Origin of the sequence: Pseudomonas sp. N-137 (assembly GCF_034555295.1) — a bacterium.
GTDB classification, from domain to species: Bacteria; Pseudomonadota; Gammaproteobacteria; order Pseudomonadales; family Pseudomonadaceae; genus Aquipseudomonas; species Aquipseudomonas rhizophila.
Map to the genome: position 1 here is coordinate 75,131 of NZ_JAXUDQ010000014.1, position 21,574 is coordinate 96,704.

The window sequence follows — 21,574 nt, forward strand, 5'->3', positions numbered from 1 at the left end:
CATGTTCCGCCGTTGCCATGCCGTGCGCCTGATGATTGTCCTCGCCTTTGCCTGCATGCTGCAGGGCTGCGATATCGACCTGTACACCAACCTCAGCGAGCGTGAGGCCAATGCCATGGTTGCAGTGCTGCTGCGTGAGGGTGTGCCGGCCTCGCGCAAGGTCCAGGAAAACGGCCAACTCACCGTGGTGGTGGACGAAAAACGCTTTGCCGAGGCCATGAGCCTGCTCGACGAAGCTGGCTTGCCGGGCCAAACCTTTTCCAACATGGGCGCCGTGTTCAAGAGTGGTGGCCTGGTGTCTTCTCCCGTGCAGGAAAGGGCCCAGATGGTCTACGCGCTCAGTGAAGAACTCTCGCACAGCGTCTCGCTGATCGACGGTGTGGTTTCTGCCCGGGTACATGTGGTGCTGCCCGACAATGACCTGCTCAAACGGGTGATTTCCCCGTCGTCGGCTTCAGTGCTGGTGCGCTACGACCCCAATACCGACATCAACCCCCTGATCCCGCAGATCAAAACCCTGGTGGCCAACGGCATCTCCGGCTTGAGCTACGAAGGGGTGTCGGTCACGGTAATCAAGGCCGCCACCGGCAGCGGCCGGGCCAACGCACAGCCGCGCCTGGCCAGCTTCCTGGGCATATGGATGCTCGAAGACAACCTGCCCCGTGCCCGGATGCTGTTCGGCGTCCTGCTGCTGGCCGCGCTGTCGATGGTCGGTGTGTTGGGCTGGCAGTACTGGCAACGACGCGCCTCCCGCGCCTTGTATGAGCTGGAGGACGTGAAATGAGTGCCGCCGCTTTGCCGCAGTGGCAAAACCTGCTCGAGCAGCCGCTGGATTTCGTCGGCACGCAGCCTCTTGCGGCGTGCTTCCCCGAGACCTCCGGCAGTGCGCTGAGCGCATTGCGCAAACAGCCGCGCTTCCAGGCGCGATTGATACGCTTGTTGCTCAGCCGTCATGAGCTGCAGGCTCCCAGTAGCCTGCCACTGCCCGATGTCGACGATCTACCGGTTCTGATGCTGCCTCCCGAGGACTTCAAGCGCCTGCCGCGTCTGTGTGGCGCGATTTTGCATAGCACCACCCTGAGTCGCGAGATCCGTGGCGATGTGGTCAACCAGTTGCGCGATTTGCTGGGCAGTGATGTGTTTGCCCTGGCCCTGGCAAACCGTGCCCTGGGCAGCGGTGCCGACTTGCTGCGTCAGCCGGCCGAACTGCTTGAAGTCATCGACCATGATGGCGCCCGCTGCATCACCGCTTGGCTGAGCGCCCAGCCAGCGCCACTTCGGCCCTGGCTGCGCCTGCGTTTTGCCGAGCTGCCAGTTGAGAGCGGACCGGTAAGTGCCACACCTGTGGCCAATGCTTTGGCCATCGTGCGCAGCGCCGCCTCGAACCTTCCACAGCTTGAGGAGCAGGGGACCCGATGAGCGAGCTCCCGACCCGTCCTGCCGCCCGTATTCTGCGTGCCGAACAGGCAGACCTGTGGATAGACGGCTACGCCTTCCTGCAGGCTGCCCGTGACGAGGCTGAGGCCATCAGGCAAGACAGTGAGCAGTGGCTGCAACAAGCCCATGCCGAAGGCTTTGAAAGCGGGCGCCGGGAGGGTGCCGAACAGGTCAGCGCACTGCTGGGCGAAACGTCGTTGAGGATCGATGCCTGGCTGGCCGGGCTGGAAACGTCCCTGGCCGATCTGGCGCTGGGCATTGTGCGCGAAATACTCGATGACATGGACGATGCCGAGCGCGTGATGCGTTGCGCCCGCAAGGCATTGGGGGCGTTCCGCCAGGATCAGGCCCTGACCCTGTTCGTCTCCCGTCAGGACGCCGAAGCGGTGCGTCAGCAATTCAAACTGCAAGAGGACGGCTTGCCGACGATTGCCGTGGAACCGGACGATCGGTTGCAAGGTGGTCAGGCACGGCTGAGCAGTCCGGTGGGTTCAGTGGAGCTGGGGCTTGAAGCCCAGTTGCTCAACCTGCGCCGCAACCTGCTGCCGTTTGCCGACGAGGCACAGCCATGATCACGATCCCCCACGACCTGCTGCCGCGCCTGACCGAACGTCTGGCCAATGCCCGACCGCGCCCCATGAAGGGCACCATCCGCAGTATCCGCGGAGTGCTGCTGCGCGCTAGCGTCGCCGGTGTGCACATCGGTGAACTGTGCCAGTTGCGCGAACCCGGCAGCGGCCGCAGCCTGGCTGCCGAAGTCATTGGTTTTGAAGATGACGAAGCGATCCTTTCGCCCATCGGTTCGATGGACGGCCTGTCGACCCGCACCGAAATCATCGCCACCGGCGAGACCCTGGGGGTAAGCGTCGGCGATGCGCAGCTGGGCCGGGTGATCAGCCCCATGGGCGAATTTCTCGATGGCAGCCCGCCGCTGGGCGTGTTGCAGCGTTACCCCTTGCATGCCGAGCCTCCAGCGCCGTTCAGCCGCCAACTGATTGCCCACCCGATGTCCTTGGGGGTGCGCAGCATCGACGGCCTGCTGACCTTGGCCCAGGGCCAGCGCATGGGCATCTTCGGTGAACCGGGGGTGGGTAAGTCTTCGCTGCTGGCGAGCATCGTGCGCAATACCAGTGCCGATGTCATCGTGATCGCCCTGATCGGTGAGCGCGGCCGTGAAGTGCGCGAGCTGCTCGATGTGCAGTTGGGCGCCGAGGCCCGGGCGCGTACCGTGGCCGTGGTCGCCACCTCCGACCGTCCGGCTGCCGAGCGGGTACGCGCCGCCTTTGTTGCCACTGCGCTGGCCGAATATCACCGCGACCAGGGCCGCAACGTGCTGCTGTTGATGGATAGCCTGACCCGCTTTGCCCGGGCCCAGCGTGAAATCGGCCTGGCGGTGGGCGAGCCGCCAACCCGTCGCGGTTACCCACCCTCCTTTTTCTCCGCCTTGCCGCGCCTGCTTGAACGCGCCGGCCCCGGCGAGACCGGCAGCATCACCGGGTTGTATACCGTGCTCACAGAAGGCGATGCCTCGATGGACCCGGTGGCTGAAGAAACCCGCTCAATCCTCGACGGGCACATCGTGCTCAGCGCCGAACTTGCGCAACGCAACTTTTTCCCGGCGGTGGATGTGCTGCAAAGCCGTAGCCGGTTGATGGACCAGGTGTGTGGCGACGAGCAACGCCACCTGGCCATGCGCATGCGCGAGCTGATGGCGCGGCGCAACGAGATCGAAATGCTCATCCGGGTCGGCGAATACGCCGCCGGGAGCGACCCACTGGCCGACGAGGCGATTGAGCGGCATGACGCCATTGAAGCGTTCTTGCGCCAAGGGGCCAACGAGCCAAGCAATCCCAACGAAACCCTGCAACACATGCGCAGGGTGATGGCATGACAACCATGGAGGTCTTATGAAAACCAGTGACATGCGTAGCCTTCAAGCGTTGCGCAAGTTGCGTGAGCAACGTGCGTCCAGCCAACTGGTCGCTCAGCAGCGACGCTGCCGGCAGACCAACGTGGCGCTGGATGACGCCAAGGAAAACCTGCGCCTGCATCGTGAGGCCCTGGCCCGTGAAGCCGAGCGCATCTACGGCTCGATCAGCGAAGGCATGTCGATCAGCGACTGGCGTATGGCCCAGGAGCATCTGGAGGAGCTGTACGAGGGCGGACAGCGAAAGCTGGAAGTGAGCGTCAGTGAAGTGGCGCGCACCCTGGAAATCCACGAGCACGAGCGCGAAGTGTTTCGGGTTGCCCATGTGGCTCGACAGCGCCAGGCGCAAGCCTGCGACACCTTGCTCGAAGGCCGCGAGCGCGTCGAGCGCCTTGTCGACGAACACCGTTTGGAGGCCGACGAAATTCCTCGCGCTGCTATCGGAGGCCGTGCGTGAGCTGTCACCAGGACCCACTCTGGACACCCTTTGCCGAACAATTGACGCCTGTCGACCCCCAATGGGTGGACCTGCACAATCGCCTGCATCGTAGCCGCGAAACCTGGAAGGGAGAATGCGCAGGCCAGGTGATTGGCGTGCGCTGGGGCTCCGTTGCCGAACCTGACGTCACGGCAGTTGAGCTGTTGCTGGGGCTGGGCGAGGAGGGCGACGCGTCGGCCATCAGGCTGCACCTGCCAGCGCAGGCGCTGCACGCCCTGGGTGTGCCCGTTGCCCTGGACTTTCAAACCTTGCCTGGCGCGATGCTGCTGGAGCTGTCCCTGCTGAGCCTGATCGAACCGTTGGAGCGCCTGACCGGGCAATCGATGCGTTTCATTGACCACGCCGACCCGGTTCACGCCGCCCTGGCCGCGCAACCTTGCCCGTTGCGCCTGGTCACCCAAGTCCAGCTCGACGGCTCGTCCATGCTCGTTGTGCTGCACTTGAGTGCCAATGCTGGCGAGCAGGTCGCGCAGTGGCTCGATCGGTATGCACCGCCGGCTCCCCATGCGCTAACAGACCTGCTCCTGTGGCTGGCGGTCGAGGCCGGCGAAGCCGAGCTGAGTGTCGGCGAGCTGCGCAGCCTCAATCCGGGCGATGTGGTGATGCTCGATCCTTGGCCCATGGGCCAGGTGCGGCTGGTGGTGAACCATCGTTTGCACGCCCGGGCCGGCCAGGACGGCACCAGGCTGACACTGCTTGAAACACCGATGAGCATCAATCTTTCCAAGGAATTTTCTGTGAACGAAGCACCCACCATGAGTGAAACCGCTGAAGGGCGAAACCTGGATTCGCGCTTGGACGAACTGCCACTGAAAATGGTTTGCCAGGCCGGCAGTGTCGAGTTGACCCTGGCGCAGCTGCGCGAACTGGGGGAGGGCAGCCTGCTGTCGTTCACCGAGCAACGCCAGGACAGCGTCGACCTGATGATAAACGGCCGTCGCGTCGGCCAGGGGCAATTGGTCAGGATCGGTCCAGGCCTGGGTGTGCGCGTGTTGAGCATCGCCGCGTCATGAATGGCTACCAGCCCAACCTGATTGAAATCATTGTGGTCGTCGCCACCATCGGTCTTATTCCGCTGGCAGTGGTGACCCTGACCGGTTTCATGAAAATCTCCGTGGTGCTGTTCCTGATTCGCAACGCCCTGGGCGTGCAACAGACACCGCCCAACATGGTGCTGTACGGCATCGCCCTGATCCTGTCGGTCTACGTCACCACGCCGTTGCTGGGCGACATGTACCGGCAGGTGCAGGGCCGTGATCTCAACATCGAGAGCATCGAGCAACTTACTGCCTTCGGGGACGCACTGAGGCCGCCATTGCAGGCGCACCTTTCGCGTTTCGCCAACGAAAGCGAGCGTGGTTTTTTCATCCAGGCCACGGAGACCATCTGGTCTCCTGAAGCCCGGGCCGATCTGCGCGACGATGACTTGGTGGTGCTGGTGCCGGCGTTCGTCAGCTCCGAACTGACCCGGGCGTTCGAAATCGGTTTTCTGCTGTACGTTCCCTTTCTGGTGGTGGATTTGCTGGTGGCGAACGTATTGATGGCCATGGGCATGTCCATGGTTTCACCTACGCTGATTTCCATACCGCTGAAGCTCTTTCTGTTCGTCGCCTTGAGCGGCTGGTCGCGCTTGATGCATGGCCTGATTCTTAGCTATGGGGGCACCTGATGGGCCAGGATGTATTTCTTTCGTTGATGAATCAGGCGCTGATGACGGTGCTGCTGTTGTCCGCCCCGGCACTGGCTGTTGCGATCATCGTCGGCCTGGGAGTGGGGTTGCTGCAGGCACTCACCCAGATCCAGGACCAGACCCTGCCGCAGGCGGTCAAGCTGGTGGCGGTGCTGCTGACGATCGTGTTCGTGGGGCCGTTGCTGGCGAGCCAGGTGGTGGAACTGGGTAACCAGGTGCTGGACAACTTCCCGTTGTGGACGCGCTGAATGGCATGAATATCGAGCTTGCCAACCAGTTCATCGAAGTCGCCTATCCGGTCATCAGCTCGGCGGCACTGTCCGCCAGCCGCGCCATGGGCGTGGTGGTGATTACCCCAGCCTTCAACCGCCTGGGCCTGACCGGCATGATCCGCAGTTGCGTCGCGGTGTCCATTGCCATCCCCATGTTTGTTCCGGTGTATGGCGCTTTCACTGCACTGCCAGAACATGGTGGGTTCTTCCTGGCCGGCCTACTGATCAAGGAATTCCTGATCGGTATCCTCATCGGACTGCTGTTCGGCATCCCGTTCTGGGCGGCGGAAGTGGCCGGCGAGTTGGTCGATCTGCAACGCGGTTCGACCATGGCCCAGTTGGTGGATCCCTTGTCATCGGGCGAGTCCAGTGTCATGGCCACCTTGCTGACGGTGATGTTGATCGCCCTGTTCTTCATGTCCAGCGGCTTCATCATGATGGTCGACGGCTATTACCACAGCTACCTGTTATGGCCGGTGACCGAGTTTACACCGTTGTTTGCCAGTTCGGCGTTGATGGCGGTGCTGCGGATTCTCGACCAGGTGACCCGCATCGGCGTGATCATGGTCGGGCCGCTGATCATCTGCATGCTGGTCACTGACCTGATGCTCGCTTACCTGTCGCGCATGGCGCCCAACTTGCACATTTTCGATCTGTCGCTGCCGGTGAAAAATATGTTCTTCACTGTATTGATGGTGGTCTACATCAGCTTCCTGATTCCGGTGATGATCGAGCAACTCGGCGAATTCCGCGGTACGGTGGAGCTCCTGAAGACGCTGGCCGATTCGGTATGACTTCCCTGTTTCGGGCGAAGCGTCCATGAGCGATAGCAGCGAAGAGAAATCACAGCCGGCCACCAGCAAGAAGCTCAGCGAGGCGCGCAAGAAAGGCCAGGTGTCCAAGAGTCAGGACCTGGTCTCCGGCATGGTCATCCTGTTTTGCACGCTCTGTATCTCGATCATGGTGCCCAAGGCCCAGGCACAGATCACCGCGTTGCTGGACCTGATCGCGCTGATCTACATCGAACCTTTTCACACCGTCTGGCCACGGGTGCTGGACATCGCCGGGCAGTTGCTCATCAACCTCACCCTGCCGGTGGTGGCCGTGACGGTGGGGGCGGTGATCCTGACCAACATCATCAGCATGCGCGGCGTGGTGTTCTCGGTCGAACCCCTCAAACCGGACATCAAACGTATCAATCCGATCGATGGCTTCAAGCGCATTTTTTCGATGCGCAGTTTCGTTGAATTCCTCAAGGGCGTGATCAAGGTCGTACTGCTGGGGCTGGCGTTCTACGTGATCGGGCGTGGGGCGTTGCAGGCGCTGATGGAGTCGTCGCGCTGCGGCGCCGGCTGCATCGAATCAACTTTCTACCTGGTACTCAAGCCTCTGGTGTTCACCGTGCTGGCTGCCTTTCTGCTGGTCGGGGCGGCAGACGTGATGATGCAGCGCTGGCTGTTCGGCCGTGACATGAAAATGACCCGCAGCGAACAGAAGCGTGAGCGCAAGGACAGTGACGGCGATCCGGTGATCAAACAGGAACGCCAGCGTCAACGTCGGGAAATGCAAGCCCTGGCCACCAAGCTGGGCGTGGGGCGTGCATCGTTGATGGTCGGCTCCGACCCTGGTTGGGTGGTGGGTATACGTTATGTACGCGGCGAAACTCCGGTACCGGTGGTGGTGTGCAAGGCCGAGCTCGAGGACGCGGCGCAGTTGCTTGCGCAGGCCCGGGGCCTGGGGATTGCCCATAGCCTCGATACCGTCCTGGCCAAGGACATCGCCCGACGGGCAGTGCCGGGGGACCCTGTGCCGGATAACACCTTCCAGGCAGTGGCGGATATCCTGGTGGCCGCTCGGTTGATTTGAGCGTACCTGCTGGTGAGTGCCTCACAAATGGACGGAGCGAGTTTGAAAGTCCCTGTAAACCGGCATGACGTTTGGTCGTCCAACTGCTCTCCCGATCCATCGGGTCTTTTGCGCGTTTAAGGTTGCGATTCGAGCCGAGTCATTCCCCTGCAATGTTCAATGGTCAAAGTTGATTCCTCTAGCGCTATCGGCGCCATTGTCAGGAGGACGTCCCCTTGCGAATCGACAGCAATGCCCGCCCCACAGATAGCCAATCCCCTGATTTTGAAGCGGGTCAGCGCTTTGAGAAAATGCTTGGCGCGGCCCGTATGCAAATCAGCGATAAAAAGCCTGACCCACGCGGTGCGGCAGACAAAGAAGTTTTGCCGTCCCTGCCTGAGAGCGTGCTCTTGGCGTTGCGAGAAGCGGGCGGCGCCATCGCAGAAACGCTGAAGCAGTCAGATGGACGTACGTTACGCAACGACGAAACCGTACCGCTCCAGGATCTCGAGATTTTCATGGGGTGGTGGGTGGATGGTGAGGTGACGGCGTACTCCGCGCGAGACAAAGGGGGCAATGAATTCACCATCAGCAAAGAGGCGACGCCTGATTACTTCGCCAAGGTTGATGCGTTGCAAAAAGGTAACGACGAAGGCTTTTTGTTGCGCGCAGATGGCGCACTTCTATCAGCAGAAACACTGGCGAGCGCAGAAATTTTGCCCCCGGATGAACACACTGGTTTTATCCGCCTGACGATCAATGGCGAAAAGATCCATGTCTCGAAGGACGTGACGCCCGACCTCTACAACCAGGTGGTCTGGAAACAGGAAGGCTACCAGAGCAAGTTTTACGAGCAGAACAGCGAGATCATCGACACGATCCGTGATCGATGGGACGACTGGAACGCCTCCGACAGCATTGTCAGTGACAAGGATTTGAGGAAGTACGCTGCCGATGAAAATCGAAGCGCAGAAGATCGCGAGGCGGCGCAGTTCCTGCTCGATAACAAAGGATTTTTTGACCTGCTTGATACCAAGGCACACAACAACAAGGCTGACGGCAAAATCAGCAGCAACGACCTGAATGCATGGCTACGACCTGTTGCTGTCAAAGCCGAAGACATCGGCGCCTATAACGACTTTCTGAAAGCCTCCCCGAATGCTGACGCGACCTCCCTGGAACTTGCGAAGCATTCGGCGCTGCTGCTGGAGAACTTCGACGAGATCAGCGATCGGACGGAGACCGGTAAATACCTGACGCGTGAGTCCTTGCAGAAGTACCTGGATGAAAACCCGAACATCAGCGATGACTTGAAGCAAGCCCTGACTTTTTGGTCGCAGACGGGGGCGTTCGAAACGCTTGAAACCAGTGGGAAACCATTGGAGAGCAAACCCGATGGCGCGCTCGACAAGCGCGACATCCAGAATTGGTTGAAGGCCTCCAGCCCCAAAACCGCTGGAGACGCTCTGCTGTTCATCAACCAGGTAGCGAATGCCAGTGGGGTCTCCGGCATTGATACCGGTGACCTGGGCAAGGACGTCTTTGAAAACCCTGGCAACTATTCCGCCGAACAGCGGGCTGCGGTGTTACAGGATCTGCTCAAGGCGCGACAGTTGATCATCGACGGTGCGGCTGCCGGTCTGTGGAGTGATGACTACGGTAAGGTGTCCATCGCCAACGCTGTGCGCAGCCATCCAGATCCCAACAAGCTGCTTGCCGATGTCAACAGCCACATTGAGCAGCTACAAAGTGATCCCGAGGTGGTCAAATTTCTTAATGAAACCACCTCGACGCAGATGACCAATCTATTTGAGGCAGTTCCTGGGTTAAAGGACTCGGTGCAAAAAAACTACGATGACATCAAGTCCGGTGCAGCTCTTGATGCGCTATGGGAAAAGCATACGAAAGACGGCAGCACCGACCAACAGGCGGTGCTGGCCGAATACTTCTCGACGGCAACGCTTTATCAGGAAGCGCTCGGCATCAATGATCGGGCAGAAATTCAGAAGGGGCTCGCTGCCTCTCAGCATGCCCAGGCGTTCCAGGATCATTACGAGCAGTCGCTTGTTTCCGGGACGCGACTGGAAGAACTGATGAAAACGGGCACCTTCGAAGAAGCGGTCGGCACCTTCTCCGCGGAGGTCGCGCTCTACAACGCGGCGCTGGATCCCAGCGTCACCGCAGGTTTAGACCCGCAGTTGAACGACAATTTCAGCCGGATCGGGCGCGACAACGCCATGAAAGACGGCACTTTCGAGGATGTCAAGCAAGCCCTGGGTATCAATGGCGGTGACGAGCTTGACGAGGCAAAAGTCAGGACGATGGCCGAGACGCTTATCCAGTCCAATCCAGAACTCGTGACCAATCCGGATGGCACCGTCGCAACGGCCGATCAGATCGTCGCGGGTGTCCGTTCGAATTGGGACATCCTGCGCCAAGGCACAAAGTCGCTTGCGGAATTGAAGTCGTCCTGGCTCAACCCCGACCTCAAGAACTTGTCTGACAAAGGGGGACTGCATGGCGTTAGCGGCATCTTCATGGCTGGCGTGACGATCGCCAAAGGCGCTCAGAATGGCGCAAACCTGACCGAACGAAACATCATAGACATCACCACCGGATCGGTCATGACGACGACCCTGCTCACCGAGGGTGGTGCCAAGAACCTGAAAAGCTACCTGAAAAACAAAGGAAACATTGATCTTGATCCGAAAATCAGAGCCTTTTTCGACGACCCCATAAAATCTCTCACTGGCACTGCCGACAAGTTTGAAAGCGGTGCCAAGGGTATCGGCGGTTTGGCCGGCATGGTTGCGGGTGCGTACGGAATCTTTGATGGCGTTCAGTCGATTCGCAAGGGCGACCCCGTCAGTGGTGGTATCAGCATCACTTCAGGCGCACTGGCGTCATTGTCAGGCCTGGCATCAGCGATTGAGGGCGGCGCAGGCCTTTTTGGCCATCTGGCAGTCAGGGCGGCGATGGCCCCGCTGGCTGGAGTCCTAGGCACCGTGGCGGCAGGCGTCGGCGCGGTTGCCCTGTTGCTTCCGGGCCTTATTGCGGAGGGCAAACGGCAGACTCAGCAAGACCACTTCGGCGACCTGCTTGGCGACTATCTGACACAGTACGAAATCGATGGCGTGGAGGGCGGTGATTTCAGTGACGTTCCCGACGAGGACTGGCCGCAAACCGATTGAGGGCTGTGCTGGCTTGCGGTAATTCGCGGCATGATCGAGGCATCAGCGATGCGCAGTTTATCGATGCCATATACGCGCAGTTGATGGTCGACCACCGATATCGTGTCTCGGCCCATTTTCGCGGAGCAGGACTGGTGCCAGGGGGCGTGGGCGCGCCTTTACCTTGTTCGCCGCTGGTTTGCCCGGTCTCTGGCGCGAAGGCGGCGACATACACCAGCGCGCTGACCTTCGGATCGCTACCGGCCTCGGTAATCACGGTGCCACCCCAAGAGTGCCCGACTAGAACCACCTTCCTGCTGGTTGTTCAAGGCGCGGCGCGTCGCGGCAACATCGTCGGCAAGCGAGGTGAGCGGGTTTTGCACAACCGTAACGGCCACCCCCTTGGGCTTGGAGCAGTGGCACCGCTTTGGCCCAATCGGAGCCGTCGGCGAACGTGCCGTGTACGATCACCACGGAGGGCGTTGTATCCTGCGCGTGACTGGCGCTTGCGGTGAAGGTACCGGCCAGGGCAAAAGCGACGGTAGCGATTTTCGATTTGATTGTTTTCATTGGATGAGCTCCTGTTCGGGAGTTCAAATTCCGCTGACCGGCCTGCGATGTGGGCATCGGTCAATTAGCCGACCCCGGGACATTTTTCATGGATAGTGAGTTGCAACTGGACATCTCCCTGGGTGGGGCACTGGCGACGATCGCCCAGGTCGGTGACCTCAGCATGGGACAACCTCTCGGTCATTCCCGGCGCGTTGCCGCACTGGCGCGGATGCTTGCGCAGGCCCAGCACGGCGACGGTGAGCACCTGAGGGTAGCGGAACAGGTTGCCTTGCTGCGCTGGTCCGGTTGCACCGCCAATGCCGAAGGCTTTGCGGATCTGCTGGGCGACGACGTCGATGGCCGCCGCGCGATGCTCGATTTGACGCTGGGCAATGAGCAAATGAACGCGGTGCATCAGGCAACCCCGCTTGCCGTTGTGCACTGTGAGGTGTCTGGAGCCATCGCCAAAACCCTCCAGCTCGGTGCCGCCGTCGAGGCGGGCCTGCGTCGCGTGTTCGAAACCTACGACGGCACTGGCCGGCCGCTGGGTCTGACCCATGAGCACATTCCGGAGGTCGCCTATCAGGTAGTACTTGCAGGCGATCTGGATATTCTCAGTCGTGCACACGGCCTGGATGCGGCGTTACGCTGGATCAGAGAACAGTCGGATCGGCGCTATCCAGCGTCGCTGGTATCGTTGCTTCTGGACAACGCAAAGGACTGGCTGGCGGATCTGGAAACGCTGTGGAAAACCGTTGACCACGGGCATGAGCAGCGTTGCGTCTCACTGACGTTGGTGGGAGACATAATCGACTTGAAGCTGCCGTGGTTGGCAGGGCATTCGCGGCAGGTCGCGCATGTCGCCGTGGAAGCTGCACGCCTGTGGGGGCTGCGTGAACCGACTTTGACAGACATTGGCAAGTCCGCACTCATCTACGGTCTCGGCCGGGCAGCCGTTTCGAACCACCTGTGGAATACCGCAGGAACGCTGCCATACAGCGCTGCGGAGCGGGTGCGCCTTGTCCCTTACTGGACGCAACAGGCGCTTAGACCTATCACTGAACTGGCTGTGCCCGCAGAGATTGCAGCCCATGCCTATGAACGGCTCAACGGCAGTGGCTATTTTCGAGGCGTGGCGGGTGATGCGCTGAGTGCCGAGCATCGCCTGTTCGCCACATCGGTAGCCTGGGTCGCGCTAAGGGAAGCCAGGCCATGGCGATCGGCTTACGGCGAAGCGGATGCAGCCAGGCTGCTCAAACAGGATGCTGGCAATGGCTTGTTCGACAACGATGTTTGCGAAGCAGTCATTGCCGCCGCAGGTGGCGAGCGGCGGATGCGGCAACCGAAGGCTTCGTTACTCACGTCTCGCGAGTGCCGCATCCTGCTGGACATCAGTCCGAGCACGGTTCGCACGCATATGGAAAGCATCTTTCGCAAACTGGAATGCTCGACCCGGGCAGCCGCTACCTTGAAGGGGCTGACACTGGGGTTGATTGCCTGAGCCAGGTCAAGGTCAAGCCTGAATCAGGCGAGCCCGTCCAGTTTGGCTTGACTGGCGCGTGCCAGGTCGATGAATGCCTTGGCTGCCGCGCTGGGGTTGCGGCGGTTCGGGTAGTACAGGCACAGCTTGTCTCTGGGCGGTGTCCAGTCTTCGAGAGTCCGCACGAACTGTCCGGTGCGGATTTCGTTGTGAACGTCCTGCTCCATGAAAAAACCGAGCCCCATGCCTTCCTGCACCGCCACCTTGACCACGCTGGATTCATCCAGCGTAAGCGGCCCGTTCACATCGAGGCGAGTCACTTCCCCGTCCCGCTCGAAATGCCACGGGAAAATCGCTCCATTCGGTAGTCGAACGCGGATGCAGCGATGCTGGAGCAGCTCGGATGGCGTTCGCGGTTTACCGTGTTTTTCGAAGTACGCCGGCGAACCGACCACCGCGTACCGTTGCGGAGGGCCGAGCGGGACGACAATCACGTCGTTCGGAACGAGGCTTGCTGAGCGCACGCCGAAATCGAAGCCGTCAGCCACGATATCCACCAGACGGCCTTCGGTGACGAGGTCGATGTGTACTTGCGGATGATGCTGCAAGAACTCCATCACCAGTGGCAGGAGCGCCGATCGGGCAGCGCTGGCGAACGCATTGATACGCAGCGTGCCTGAGGGCCCGGCGTTATGCGATCGCACTGCATCGAGTGCAGCACGCAGATCCTGCAAGGCTGGCCCCACCTGCTCCAGAAATATCCTGCCGGCTTCGGTGATGGACACGCTACGGGTCGTGCGATTGAACAGCCGCGATTCGAGGCGGGTTTCCAGTTGCGCGATGGTGTTGCTCAGCGCGGTGGTGGAGACGTCGAGATCGATAGCGGCTTGCCGAAACGAGCCCCTGCGTGCGACCGCTATAACAGCGTCCAGCTCACTGAGGCCTAAACGATCGTGTGGCATGGATTGTCCTGAATTTCGGGATTGGTCATAAAGGTTTGTCCCAGTTGAACAAACTATCCGTCAGGCAGCAAGATTGCTCCAGGACATTCATCCAGGAGATCGGCAAATGACCCTTCAGCTTCCCGACGTCGTGCAGACGTACTTTGCAATCAGCAATGGTGGCGATACAGCGCAACTTGCGAGCTGCTTCCGCTCTGACGCCACGGTTTGCGATGAAAGAAAAACGTACGAAGGAACGGCTGCCATCGAAGCCTGGCAACAGGAGGCACGCAGAGCCTTCATCTATCAGGTCCAACCACTGCAAGCCCTGCAAGGGCAGGGCGAGCTGACTGTCATTGCGCGCCTTGTTGGGAATTTCCCCGGTAGCCCGGTTCAACTGAGTTACCTCTTCACACTGGAAGACGGTCTAATCCGTTCCCTGGAGATCACGCCATGCTGAATTTAGGTTTGACTGGCAAGCGGGTCCTCGTCACCGGTGGCACCAAAGGCATCGGCAAGGCTGTCGTCGAGTTGTTACTGGCCGAGGGTGCGAAGGTCATTACCTCGGCCAGGCAGGTGGACGTGGAAATGCCGGGCGCTCTTCTGATTGCGGCTGATCTTTCGACCCGGGAAGGTTGTGATGTACTGATCGCCGCGATCCAACAGTGGCTGGGTGGCGTGGACATCATGATCCACGTCCTGGGTGGTTCGTCGGCACCCGGCGGCGGTTTTGCTGCGCTGGACGAGGAACAGTGGCAACGAGAGCTCAACCTGAACCTGTTGCCGGCGGTGCGCCTCGATCGCGCCTTGCTCCCGGGTATGCTGGTGCGCAGGGAAGGGGTCGTCATCCACGTCACCTCCATCCAGAGTCGGCTGCCACTGCCGGAGGCTACAACAGCTTACGCGGCGGCCAAGGCCGCGCTTTCGACGTACAGCAAAAGTTTATCGAAAGAGGTTTCGCCCAGAGGCGTCCGCGTGGTTCGGGTTTCGCCGGGCTGGGTTGAAACCGAAGCGTCGGTCGCATTGGCCGAGCGACTCGCGCAGGAGGCAGGTACTGACTACCAAGGTGGCAAAGAGATCATCATGAAAGCACTTGGGGGTATCCCGCTCGGCCGCCCATCGACGCCTTGCGAAGTTGCTGACCTGATCGGTTTCCTGGCTTCGCCGCGAGCGGCATCTATCACGGGAAGTGAGTTTGTGATCGACGGCGGAACAGTACCAACGGTTTAGCCCGGAGGTAGATCCGACAGGCATAAGCAGGAAGGCCGTGCCATCAAAGACCGAGCAGGTTGTACCGCCAGCCCATCAGCTTTAGGTATTTTCCGATGTCACAATCTGCAGCGGAATATGCACCCGGTGACGCACAGGATCGAACTGCTGCGCAGTCTGCAATTCCACCAACAGATTCACCAGCGCCGTTGCGGTCTGGCGCGGCTGAGAGTCGATCACCACGTCGACCAAACCCTGAGCCAGGGCTTGGCGTGACAGCTCGGTGGACTCCTGCAAAATACAGCACAGCGTCGGGCGCTTGGGCAGTTGCGCCAACGCGTTGATGATCCCGTCGCCACCGCCGCCTACCACGCATAACCCGCGCAAATCGCTATGCCGAACCAGCAGGTCGAGGGTTGCTTCCTCGGTGATGTCGCAGTTATCCAGATTGATCAGCGGCTCCAGCGGGCGCAACCCAGGTGCGTGTTCGGCCAAGTAACTGTGCAAGCCTTCGACCCGCTCCTGGTGGCCAAGAAAGCGATGGCCACCGAGCAGAATGCCGATGCTGCCTTTGCGCGCACCACAGGTGCGGGCCAGCAGCCACCCCATCGTGCGCCCGACTACTTGATTGTCCTGGCCGACATAGGGCTCGGTCGCCGCCTCATGAATGCCCGACAGCAGTGCCACCACGGGCACTCCGGCCCCGCGAATCTGGGCAAGGGCGGCGTTGATCAGCGGGTGGGCGAAGCTGACCACCGCCAGGCCGTCGCATTGCACTGCCAACTGTTCGATCTGGGCAATGATGGCGCTGGGGGTGCGATCAAAAACGTATTCGAATTGGCAGGTCAGGTTGGCTCCGGCCTGGCGCTGCGCGGCCTCGGTGATGGCTTGGGCCAGGTTGGCGTAGAACGCCTGGGCGGTGCCCAGCAGCAGGATGCCGAAACGGTACGTGGGGCGACGTTCGAGAATGCGTTGGCCGATCAGCCGCGCGGCAAAATAACCCACGGCTTCGGCGGCCTGAAGCACCTGTTCGGCAGTGGCTGGATTAACCGGGGCGCGAGCGTTGAGCACGCGGTCGACGGTGGCGACACTTAAGCCTGCGTGTTCGGCGACCGTGGCGATGGTGGGGCGTTTATTGTTATTCATGATGAACCTTCAAAGCGTCTTGATAGAAAACTATCAAGCCCCGCAGGAGCTGGATGATAGCTTGATAGGGAATGTATTCAAGCCCTTGAGGGGGTCTTCCACGCTCTCTATATTTTCTTACGCAAAGCACCTGACATCTCACGCTTGCGGAGAACAATAACAATGTCTCAAGACAACACCGCCTCTACTCGGGACTATCGCCTGACCGGCCCTGAAGCCGCACGCGCGGCTGAAAAAGGCCTTGTATCGGCCAGTTGGTACCAGTCGCCCATCTCCCGTCAACGCATGAAGCAACTGATGCAGCGCCGCGACGGTCCGGCCTTGCTCGACACCGCCATCTGGCTGCTGGCCCTGCTGATCACCGGCTTCGGCGGCTACTGGTTCTGGGGCACTTGGGCTTGTGTGCCGTTTTTTCTTGCGTATGGCGTTCTGTACGCCACCGCCTCCAACCCGCGCTGGCATGAAACCGGCCACGGCACAGCTTTCAAGACTCGCTGGATGAATGATGCGCTCTACCAGGTGGCGAGCTTCATGTGCATGTTCGAGCCCCATGTGTGGCGCTGGAGCCATGCCCGGCACCATACCGACACCATCGTCGTCGGCCGCGATCCGGAAATCGTCGAACCGCGTCCACCGAGCTTGTTCATGATGCTGCTGAGCCTGTTCCAGATCCCGTTGCTGCTGAAGACGATGGGGGGCGTGTGCCGGCACGCGGTTGGCAAAATGGATGCCCAGGAACAGACGTTCATCCCTGAGTCCGAATGGCCCAAGGTGTTCCTGGCGGCCCGTATCTGGCTCGTGATTTACGCCGTTATCTTTGGCGCGGCGCTTTACCTGCACAGCTGGTTGCCGCTGATGTATATCGGCCTGCCCATCCTGTATGGCGGCTGGTTGTCCTACCTGTTTGGCCTCACCCAACATGTAGGCCTGGCGGAAGACGTGCTGGACCACCGCAGCAACTGCCGCACCATCTATATGAACCGGGTACTGCGTTTTCTGTACATGAACATGAATTATCACCTTGAGCACCACATGTACCCGATGGTGCCGTACCACGCCCTGGCGCAACTCCATGAAGAGATCCGCCACGACTGCCCGCCGCCTTACGCCAACATAGGTGAGGCCTTCAAGGAAATCATTCCGACCCTCTTGAAGCAGCGCAAGGACCCGACGTATTTCGTGCGCCGCCCCGTCGGTAGCTCAAGGCCTGCCACCGAAGCTCATCCAAAGGCTGAAGCCACCCTGGGCTGACACCTTCCGGCTGTACCCCGAACAAGAGAAAACGCCATGAACGATCAATGGATCGATGTATGCGCCGTGGGCGAAATCAATGAAGAAGATGTCATTCGCTTCGACCACGGTCCGCATACCTATGCCATCTACCGCTCTGCTGATAACGAGTTTTTTGCCACTGCTGGCCTGTGTACTCACGAGTCGATCCACCTGGCTGACGGCCTGGTGATGGACCACGTCATCGAGTGCCCCAAGCACAACGGGCGCTTTGACTATCGCACCGGCAAAGCCTTGGGGGCGCCAGTGTGCGTCAACCTCAAGACCTTTCCGGTACGGGTCGACGCGGGGCGGGTTCTGCTCGCCATTTCGGCTTGACCGCCAGGAGTGCACGCCATGAATGCTCCACTGATTATCGTCGGCGCCGGCCATGCCGGTGGCCGCGCGGCGCTGACCTTGCGCGAGCAGGGTTATACCGGTCGGCTGATCCTGATCGGCGATGAACTCCATTTGCCGTATGAGCGTCCTCCGCTGTCCAAGGGCTTGCTGCAGGGCACGATGGACCTGGACGATTGCCGCCTGTGGAGGGATAGCCGGCTCACTGAACTGAACATCGAACACCTGGCGGGCAACCCGGTAAAAAGCCTGGATCCGCAGCACCACCGCCTGCAATTGACCGACGGATGTTGGTTGCCCTACAGCCGATTACTGTTGGCGACCGGGGGCAGAGCGCGTCGCTTGTCCCTGGTGCCTGAACCACTGGCCAACGTGCTTTACCTGCGCACCCATGACGAAGCCCTGGCCCTGCGCAGCGCATTGATCCCCGGCATGCGCCTGGTGATCATCGGCGGGGGCTTTATCGGCCTTGAGGTCGCGGCAACGGCCCGAACCTTAGGCTGTCAGGTGACGTTGCTGGAAGCCGGGCCACGACTGGCCGGGCGAGTATTGCCTGAAGCTGTGTCCCAGGCCTTGTTGGAATTGCATCGGCAACAGGGCGTAGACGTGCGGCTGAACGTAGCGCTTGAAAGGGTACAAGGCATCGAACGCGCTGAGGCGGTGCAACTGGTGGATGGCCAGGTGTTGCCCTGTGACTGGGTGGTAGTCGGTATCGGCATGCAACCCAACATCGAATTGGCCGCGGCCGCGGGGCTTGAGGTGGGCCAGGGGATTCGAGTCGATGCCCAGTTGCGCACCAGCGCGCCAGACATCTTTGCTGCCGGCGATGTGTGTGAGTTTCGCCTGCACGCCGACGCGTTATTCCAGCGCCAGGAAACCTGGCGCAATGCCGAGACCCAGGGCCGTCACGCGGCATTGAATCTGTTGGGCGGCGAGCTGCCGTTCGAGGGGGTTCCCGGCTTCTGGTCTGATCAGTACGACTGGGGCTTACAGACGGTGGGCGTGATCCCACCGACGCCACCTTCGGCCGTTCGCACCTTGGCAGGCGGTGGTCTGCTGCTGTTCTACCTGGACACCGAGCAACGTTTGCAAGGCGCCTGCGGCTGGGGGCAGGGCAACAGCGTTGCCAAGGACATCAAGTTGTGTGAACGGCTGATTGCCAACCTGACTCCACTCTCTGTGGACGCATTGGCCGACGCCGATGTCTCGCTCAAACATCTGCTAAGGCCCTGACATGCGTGAATTCCTGGTATTTCAGTCCCTGTGGGCCATGCAAGATCACCGTGGTCAATGCGATCTTTGCCTGGAGGCGCAGGTGGAGAAGATTGCCGCTGCTGGCTTCGATGGGGTCACCGACCATTTCTGGGTCGCGCCACAGGCCGAACGTCTGCATGCCGCTGCCAAGGCGCAAGGCCTGCAAATCGAAGGTCAGCTGTTTCCCCGCACCGTGAGTGACTTGGCGCAAGCGCTTGAGGTGGCCTCCCGCTACGGCTGCCACCACCTCACGCTGCAAGCCGACGTCCGGCCGCGCACGCTGGCACAGGCGATCACCCTGATCGAAGGCTGGCAGCGTCTGGCCGAGCAGGTGGACTTTCCGATCCTGCTGGAAACCCACCGCTATCGTCTCACCAGTGACCTGTTGTTCACCCTCGACTTGCTCGCGCAGATGCCCGACCTCAAGTTGTTGGCTGACTTGTCCCATTACGTTGTGGGCCGCGAATTGCCTGAGCCGGCCGCGGTCGAAGACGACGAACAGATTCACACCATCCTACGACACAGTTGGGGCTTTCACGGGCGAGTCGCTAATAGTGAGCAGGTCCAGGTGCCCTTGACCTTTGCCCAGCATCGCCCCTGGTTGGACCGGTTTCTGGGCTGGTGGCGCTACGGAATCAAGGATTGGCTGGCGCGACCGAACACACCCACGAGCCTGTCCTTCACCTGTGAACTTGGCCCGCCACCCTATGCGATCACAGGGAATGATGGGCGCGACATAACGGATCGCTGGGACGAGGCGCTGCTGCTGAAGGGCCTGATGCGGGGTGTTTGGGATGAGTGTCAGCAGGGACAAGGTGCGCCCATTCCTTCAGGGCATGATCGGTAGTTCAATGAGATTCGGGCAGCCTGAGCGAATACCTTCTTCGACAGCTCCTGCAATATCGCCGGCGCGCTCGATCCTGCGGGAAGGGATCCCCATGGAAGAGGCGAGGGCCAGGAAATCGATCGCCGGGTCGCAGAGGTCCATGCCGATGAACCGGTGAGTGCTTGCACTCAGATAGTGCGCCTGGCTACGAGCGTAACTCTTCAAAATATTGTATTCGCCGTTGTTCATGACAACGAACGTGATCGGCAGCCGTTCATGCGCCGCCGTCCAGAGTGCTTGCGGTGAGTACATTGCCGAGCCATCACCGACCAGACAGACTACCGGGCTGCGGTCCAGGCCAAGCGACGTACCGACAGCCGCCGGCATGCCCCAGCCCAGGATGGCGCTGCGGGTAAAAAGATACTGGCGGGCCGAAGGGGAGTCCAGGCAGGCACGGACATGAGGAATCGTGGCAGGTGCTTCGTCGACGATCCAGACGTCCGGCCCGATTGCCCGGATAGCCTCGTGGGCAGCCACGAAAGGCGTTGTCACCGGCGTGTTGAATTCGCGACTGACGCGAGCGACGACGTCGGCACGACGTGTATCGCGTTCTTGGCCTGCGACGTTTCGCAGCGTTGCGATTGCCTCGCTGTGTGGGACCAATTTCTTGTCCAGTATCGGCAACAGCGTTTGCAAGGAGAGTCTTAAATCTCCGATCAGCCCTAGCGCTGTCTCGTGGACTCTGCCTAATTGGTGTCCATCGCCGGTCAATTGGATAAGGCGACAGTGAGAGGGAATAGCGGGGCCCTGGGAATATTGATAGCTGATCAACGAATGGCCGCCGAGCAGGAAGACTGCGTCGAAGTCAGAGAACGTCTCTCTGATATCGGAAGCCTTCGCAGGCAGCGTTCCCCGCCACTGCGGATGAGCCGTCGGAAACGGAATATGCCCGGGCCAGGATGGCCCGTAGACCGGCGCGCCGAGTGCTTCGGCGAGCTTCACGGCTTCAACTTCCGCGCTCGACTGGAACACTTCCTCTCCAACGATAATCGCCAGACAACCGGGGGTAATTGCCGCTAAGGCAGCGGCCAATTCCTCAATCGCCCCGGTCACGGCACCGCGCTCGATTCGCGATGGCGGGCCGGCCGTTACATCCGTGTGTTGCTCCATCACGTTTATCGGCAGGGAAAGGAAAACCGGACCGGCCGGCCCTGTGCGACAGTCCTGAAACGCACGACGCAGCAGCATCGGGATGTGTTCGGGATGATGAATTTCTTCCGCCCATTTGACGCTCGGTCGGGCGAGAGCGACGAGGTCTCCGTGGAGCAGCGGGTCGGTCACGCCATGTCGCGTGTCTTGTTGGCCCGCCGTGACGACAAGCGGCGTATTCGCCATCTTCGCGTTGAGAATTGCGCCCATTGCATTGCCGAGTCCACCGGCCGTATGGAGGTTGACGAAGCCGGGGCGACCGGATGCCTGCGCATAACCGTCGGCCATCGCTACGACTGAGGCCTCTTGGAGTCCGAGGATGTATTGGATGTCTGAGGCGCCTGAGAGGGCGTCGAGCAAAGGCAGTTCGGTTGTCCCCGGATTGCCGAAGACGTAACGTACCCCCTCGCTGCGAAGCACTTCTACGAACAGGTCCGCGCCGCGTTGCCCGCGGCTGTTGAAAAAAACATTAGATCCTGAAGGCATGGCGC

General features: G+C 60.6%; 21 protein-coding genes and 2 pseudogenes. 18 read left to right on the forward strand and 5 right to left on the reverse strand.

What is annotated here, in order from left to right; translation table 11 throughout:
• The first annotated feature begins 1 nt into the window (after window position 1).
• The 11 genes from sctJ to T3A99_RS13520 all read left to right on the forward strand — a co-directional run bounded on the left by sctJ (window position 2) and on the right by T3A99_RS13520 (window position 10,861).
• Window positions 2-784, forward strand: a complete 783-nt coding sequence (sctJ, locus tag T3A99_RS13470; RefSeq protein WP_047229699.1) for a type III secretion system inner membrane ring lipoprotein SctJ — start codon at window positions 2-4, stop codon at window positions 782-784.
• Complete coding sequence (locus T3A99_RS13475; RefSeq protein ID WP_107322706.1) at window positions 781-1,419, forward strand: type III secretion protein; 639 nt, start codon at window positions 781-783, stop codon at window positions 1,417-1,419. The genes sctJ and T3A99_RS13475 overlap by 4 nt, the downstream gene beginning before the upstream one ends.
• A complete protein-coding gene (sctL, locus tag T3A99_RS13480; protein WP_107322707.1) occupies window positions 1,416-2,009 on the forward strand; it encodes a type III secretion system stator protein SctL in 594 nt (197 codons plus the stop codon). Before T3A99_RS13475 ends, sctL begins: the two co-directional genes overlap by 4 nt.
• On the forward strand, window positions 2,006-3,328 hold the full coding sequence (locus T3A99_RS13485) for a FliI/YscN family ATPase (protein WP_047229696.1): 1,323 nt from the start codon (window positions 2,006-2,008) through the stop codon (window positions 3,326-3,328). Before sctL ends, T3A99_RS13485 begins: the two co-directional genes overlap by 4 nt.
• Window positions 3,329-3,344: 16 nt before the next feature.
• On the forward strand, window positions 3,345-3,821 hold the full coding sequence (locus T3A99_RS13490) for a hypothetical protein (RefSeq protein ID WP_107322709.1): 477 nt from the start codon (window positions 3,345-3,347) through the stop codon (window positions 3,819-3,821).
• Window positions 3,818-4,876, forward strand: a complete 1,059-nt coding sequence (gene sctQ, locus T3A99_RS13495) for a type III secretion system cytoplasmic ring protein SctQ (protein ID WP_274090219.1) — start codon at window positions 3,818-3,820, stop codon at window positions 4,874-4,876. The genes T3A99_RS13490 and sctQ overlap by 4 nt, the downstream gene beginning before the upstream one ends.
• Window positions 4,873-5,532 carry a type III secretion system export apparatus subunit SctR gene (gene sctR / locus T3A99_RS13500; protein ID WP_047229694.1) on the forward strand — a complete coding sequence of 220 codons (660 nt, stop codon included), beginning with the start codon at window positions 4,873-4,875 and terminating at the stop codon, window positions 5,530-5,532. The genes sctQ and sctR overlap by 4 nt, the downstream gene beginning before the upstream one ends.
• Window positions 5,532-5,801, forward strand: a complete 270-nt coding sequence (gene sctS, locus T3A99_RS13505; RefSeq protein WP_047229693.1) for a type III secretion system export apparatus subunit SctS — start codon at window positions 5,532-5,534, stop codon at window positions 5,799-5,801. Before sctR ends, sctS begins: the two co-directional genes overlap by 1 nt.
• A 5-nt stretch (window positions 5,802-5,806) precedes the next feature.
• Window positions 5,807-6,619, forward strand: a complete 813-nt coding sequence (gene sctT / locus T3A99_RS13510) for a type III secretion system export apparatus subunit SctT (RefSeq protein WP_047229722.1) — start codon at window positions 5,807-5,809, stop codon at window positions 6,617-6,619.
• Window positions 6,620-6,644: 25 nt separating this feature from the next.
• Window positions 6,645-7,691 (forward strand): EscU/YscU/HrcU family type III secretion system export apparatus switch protein, encoded by a 1,047-nt coding sequence (locus tag T3A99_RS13515; protein WP_047229692.1) that lies wholly within the window; start codon window positions 6,645-6,647, stop codon window positions 7,689-7,691.
• A 215-nt stretch (window positions 7,692-7,906) separates the two neighbouring features.
• Window positions 7,907-10,861 carry a type III effector HrpK domain-containing protein gene (locus T3A99_RS13520; protein WP_274090218.1) on the forward strand — a complete coding sequence of 985 codons (2,955 nt, stop codon included), beginning with the start codon at window positions 7,907-7,909 and terminating at the stop codon, window positions 10,859-10,861.
• Here T3A99_RS13520 and T3A99_RS13525 read toward each other — a convergent pair.
• Window positions 10,777-11,001, reverse strand: a pseudogene (locus T3A99_RS13525) (GMC oxidoreductase); the annotation flags it as partial. The gene T3A99_RS13520 and the pseudogene T3A99_RS13525 overlap by 85 nt on opposite strands.
• Window positions 10,992-11,410: pseudogene (locus tag T3A99_RS13530) on the reverse strand (alpha/beta fold hydrolase); the annotation flags it as partial. The pseudogenes T3A99_RS13525 and T3A99_RS13530, both read right to left, overlap by 10 nt.
• An 88-nt stretch (window positions 11,411-11,498) precedes the next feature.
• Here T3A99_RS13530 and T3A99_RS13535 point away from each other — a divergent pair.
• On the forward strand, window positions 11,499-12,893 hold the full coding sequence (locus T3A99_RS13535; protein ID WP_322834470.1) for an HD domain-containing phosphohydrolase: 1,395 nt from the start codon (window positions 11,499-11,501) through the stop codon (window positions 12,891-12,893).
• A 23-nt stretch (window positions 12,894-12,916) separates the two neighbouring features.
• Here T3A99_RS13535 and T3A99_RS13540 read toward each other — a convergent pair whose 3' ends face one another.
• Window positions 12,917-13,834, reverse strand: coding sequence for a LysR family transcriptional regulator (locus T3A99_RS13540; protein ID WP_274090216.1), 918 nt, complete (start codon window positions 13,832-13,834; stop codon window positions 12,917-12,919).
• A 106-nt stretch (window positions 13,835-13,940) separates the two neighbouring features.
• Here T3A99_RS13540 and T3A99_RS13545 point away from each other — a divergent pair, with 106 nt between their 5' ends.
• Both T3A99_RS13545 and T3A99_RS13550 read left to right on the forward strand, forming a co-directional pair.
• Window positions 13,941-14,273 carry a nuclear transport factor 2 family protein gene (locus T3A99_RS13545; RefSeq protein WP_076384089.1) on the forward strand — a complete coding sequence of 111 codons (333 nt, stop codon included), beginning with the start codon at window positions 13,941-13,943 and terminating at the stop codon, window positions 14,271-14,273.
• A complete protein-coding gene (locus T3A99_RS13550) occupies window positions 14,267-15,043 on the forward strand; it encodes an SDR family oxidoreductase (protein ID WP_274090215.1) in 777 nt (258 codons plus the stop codon). Before T3A99_RS13545 ends, T3A99_RS13550 begins: the two co-directional genes overlap by 7 nt.
• Before the next feature lie 81 nt (window positions 15,044-15,124).
• Here T3A99_RS13550 and T3A99_RS13555 read toward each other — a convergent pair whose 3' ends face one another.
• Entirely contained in the window at window positions 15,125-16,168 is a 1,044-nt protein-coding gene (locus tag T3A99_RS13555) for a LacI family DNA-binding transcriptional regulator (RefSeq protein WP_139049717.1), read from the reverse strand.
• Between the two features lie 162 nt (window positions 16,169-16,330).
• Between T3A99_RS13555 and T3A99_RS13560 the strand changes: the two genes are divergently transcribed.
• Genes T3A99_RS13560 through T3A99_RS13575 form a run of 4 tightly spaced genes read left to right on the forward strand, consistent with a single transcriptional unit; the run spans window position 16,331 to window position 19,895 of the window.
• Complete coding sequence (locus T3A99_RS13560) at window positions 16,331-17,419, forward strand: fatty acid desaturase family protein (protein WP_274090214.1); 1,089 nt, start codon at window positions 16,331-16,333, stop codon at window positions 17,417-17,419.
• 36 nt (window positions 17,420-17,455) lie between these two features.
• The gene (locus T3A99_RS13565) at window positions 17,456-17,776 is read left to right on the forward strand and encodes a MocE family 2Fe-2S type ferredoxin (RefSeq protein WP_047229685.1); all 321 of its coding nucleotides are present in this window, start codon (window positions 17,456-17,458) and stop codon (window positions 17,774-17,776) included.
• Window positions 17,777-17,794: 18 nt separating this feature from the next.
• Window positions 17,795-19,027, forward strand: a complete 1,233-nt coding sequence (locus T3A99_RS13570; RefSeq protein WP_322834459.1) for an NAD(P)/FAD-dependent oxidoreductase — start codon at window positions 17,795-17,797, stop codon at window positions 19,025-19,027.
• 1 nt (window position 19,028) lies between these two features.
• Window positions 19,029-19,895, forward strand: a complete 867-nt coding sequence (locus tag T3A99_RS13575; protein WP_173406814.1) for a sugar phosphate isomerase/epimerase family protein — start codon at window positions 19,029-19,031, stop codon at window positions 19,893-19,895.
• Here T3A99_RS13575 and T3A99_RS13580 read toward each other — a convergent pair.
• Entirely contained in the window at window positions 19,878-21,569 is a 1,692-nt protein-coding gene (locus tag T3A99_RS13580; RefSeq protein ID WP_322834460.1) for a thiamine pyrophosphate-binding protein, read from the reverse strand. The genes T3A99_RS13575 and T3A99_RS13580 overlap by 18 nt on opposite strands.
• Window positions 21,570-21,574 lie beyond the last annotated feature (5 nt).

Bases quoted from the DNA above. Each gene is read 5' to 3' on its own strand.
- T3A99_RS13555 (WP_139049717.1), bottom strand. From the start codon at position 16,168: ATGAATAACAATAAACGCCCCACCATCGCCACGGTCGCCGAACACGCA.
- T3A99_RS13545 (WP_076384089.1), top strand. From the start codon at position 13,941: ATGACCCTTCAGCTTCCCGACGTCGTGCAGACGTACTTTGCAATCAGC.
- T3A99_RS13580 (WP_322834460.1), bottom strand. From the start codon at position 21,569: ATGCCTTCAGGATCTAATGTTTTTTTCAACAGCCGCGGGCAACGCGGC.
- T3A99_RS13560 (WP_274090214.1), top strand. From the start codon at position 16,331: ATGTCTCAAGACAACACCGCCTCTACTCGGGACTATCGCCTGACCGGC.
- sctT (WP_047229722.1), top strand. From the start codon at position 5,807: ATGAATATCGAGCTTGCCAACCAGTTCATCGAAGTCGCCTATCCGGTC.
- sctS (WP_047229693.1), top strand. From the start codon at position 5,532: ATGGGCCAGGATGTATTTCTTTCGTTGATGAATCAGGCGCTGATGACG.
- sctJ (WP_047229699.1), top strand. From the start codon at position 2: ATGTTCCGCCGTTGCCATGCCGTGCGCCTGATGATTGTCCTCGCCTTT.
- sctL (WP_107322707.1), top strand. From the start codon at position 1,416: ATGAGCGAGCTCCCGACCCGTCCTGCCGCCCGTATTCTGCGTGCCGAA.
- T3A99_RS13575 (WP_173406814.1), top strand. From the start codon at position 19,029: ATGCGTGAATTCCTGGTATTTCAGTCCCTGTGGGCCATGCAAGATCAC.
- T3A99_RS13535 (WP_322834470.1), top strand. From the start codon at position 11,499: ATGGATAGTGAGTTGCAACTGGACATCTCCCTGGGTGGGGCACTGGCG.
- sctR (WP_047229694.1), top strand. From the start codon at position 4,873: ATGAATGGCTACCAGCCCAACCTGATTGAAATCATTGTGGTCGTCGCC.
- T3A99_RS13515 (WP_047229692.1), top strand. From the start codon at position 6,645: ATGAGCGATAGCAGCGAAGAGAAATCACAGCCGGCCACCAGCAAGAAG.
- T3A99_RS13475 (WP_107322706.1), top strand. From the start codon at position 781: ATGAGTGCCGCCGCTTTGCCGCAGTGGCAAAACCTGCTCGAGCAGCCG.
- T3A99_RS13485 (WP_047229696.1), top strand. From the start codon at position 2,006: ATGATCACGATCCCCCACGACCTGCTGCCGCGCCTGACCGAACGTCTG.
- T3A99_RS13550 (WP_274090215.1), top strand. From the start codon at position 14,267: ATGCTGAATTTAGGTTTGACTGGCAAGCGGGTCCTCGTCACCGGTGGC.
- T3A99_RS13570 (WP_322834459.1), top strand. From the start codon at position 17,795: ATGAATGCTCCACTGATTATCGTCGGCGCCGGCCATGCCGGTGGCCGC.
- T3A99_RS13490 (WP_107322709.1), top strand. From the start codon at position 3,345: ATGAAAACCAGTGACATGCGTAGCCTTCAAGCGTTGCGCAAGTTGCGT.
- T3A99_RS13540 (WP_274090216.1), bottom strand. From the start codon at position 13,834: ATGCCACACGATCGTTTAGGCCTCAGTGAGCTGGACGCTGTTATAGCG.
- T3A99_RS13565 (WP_047229685.1), top strand. From the start codon at position 17,456: ATGAACGATCAATGGATCGATGTATGCGCCGTGGGCGAAATCAATGAA.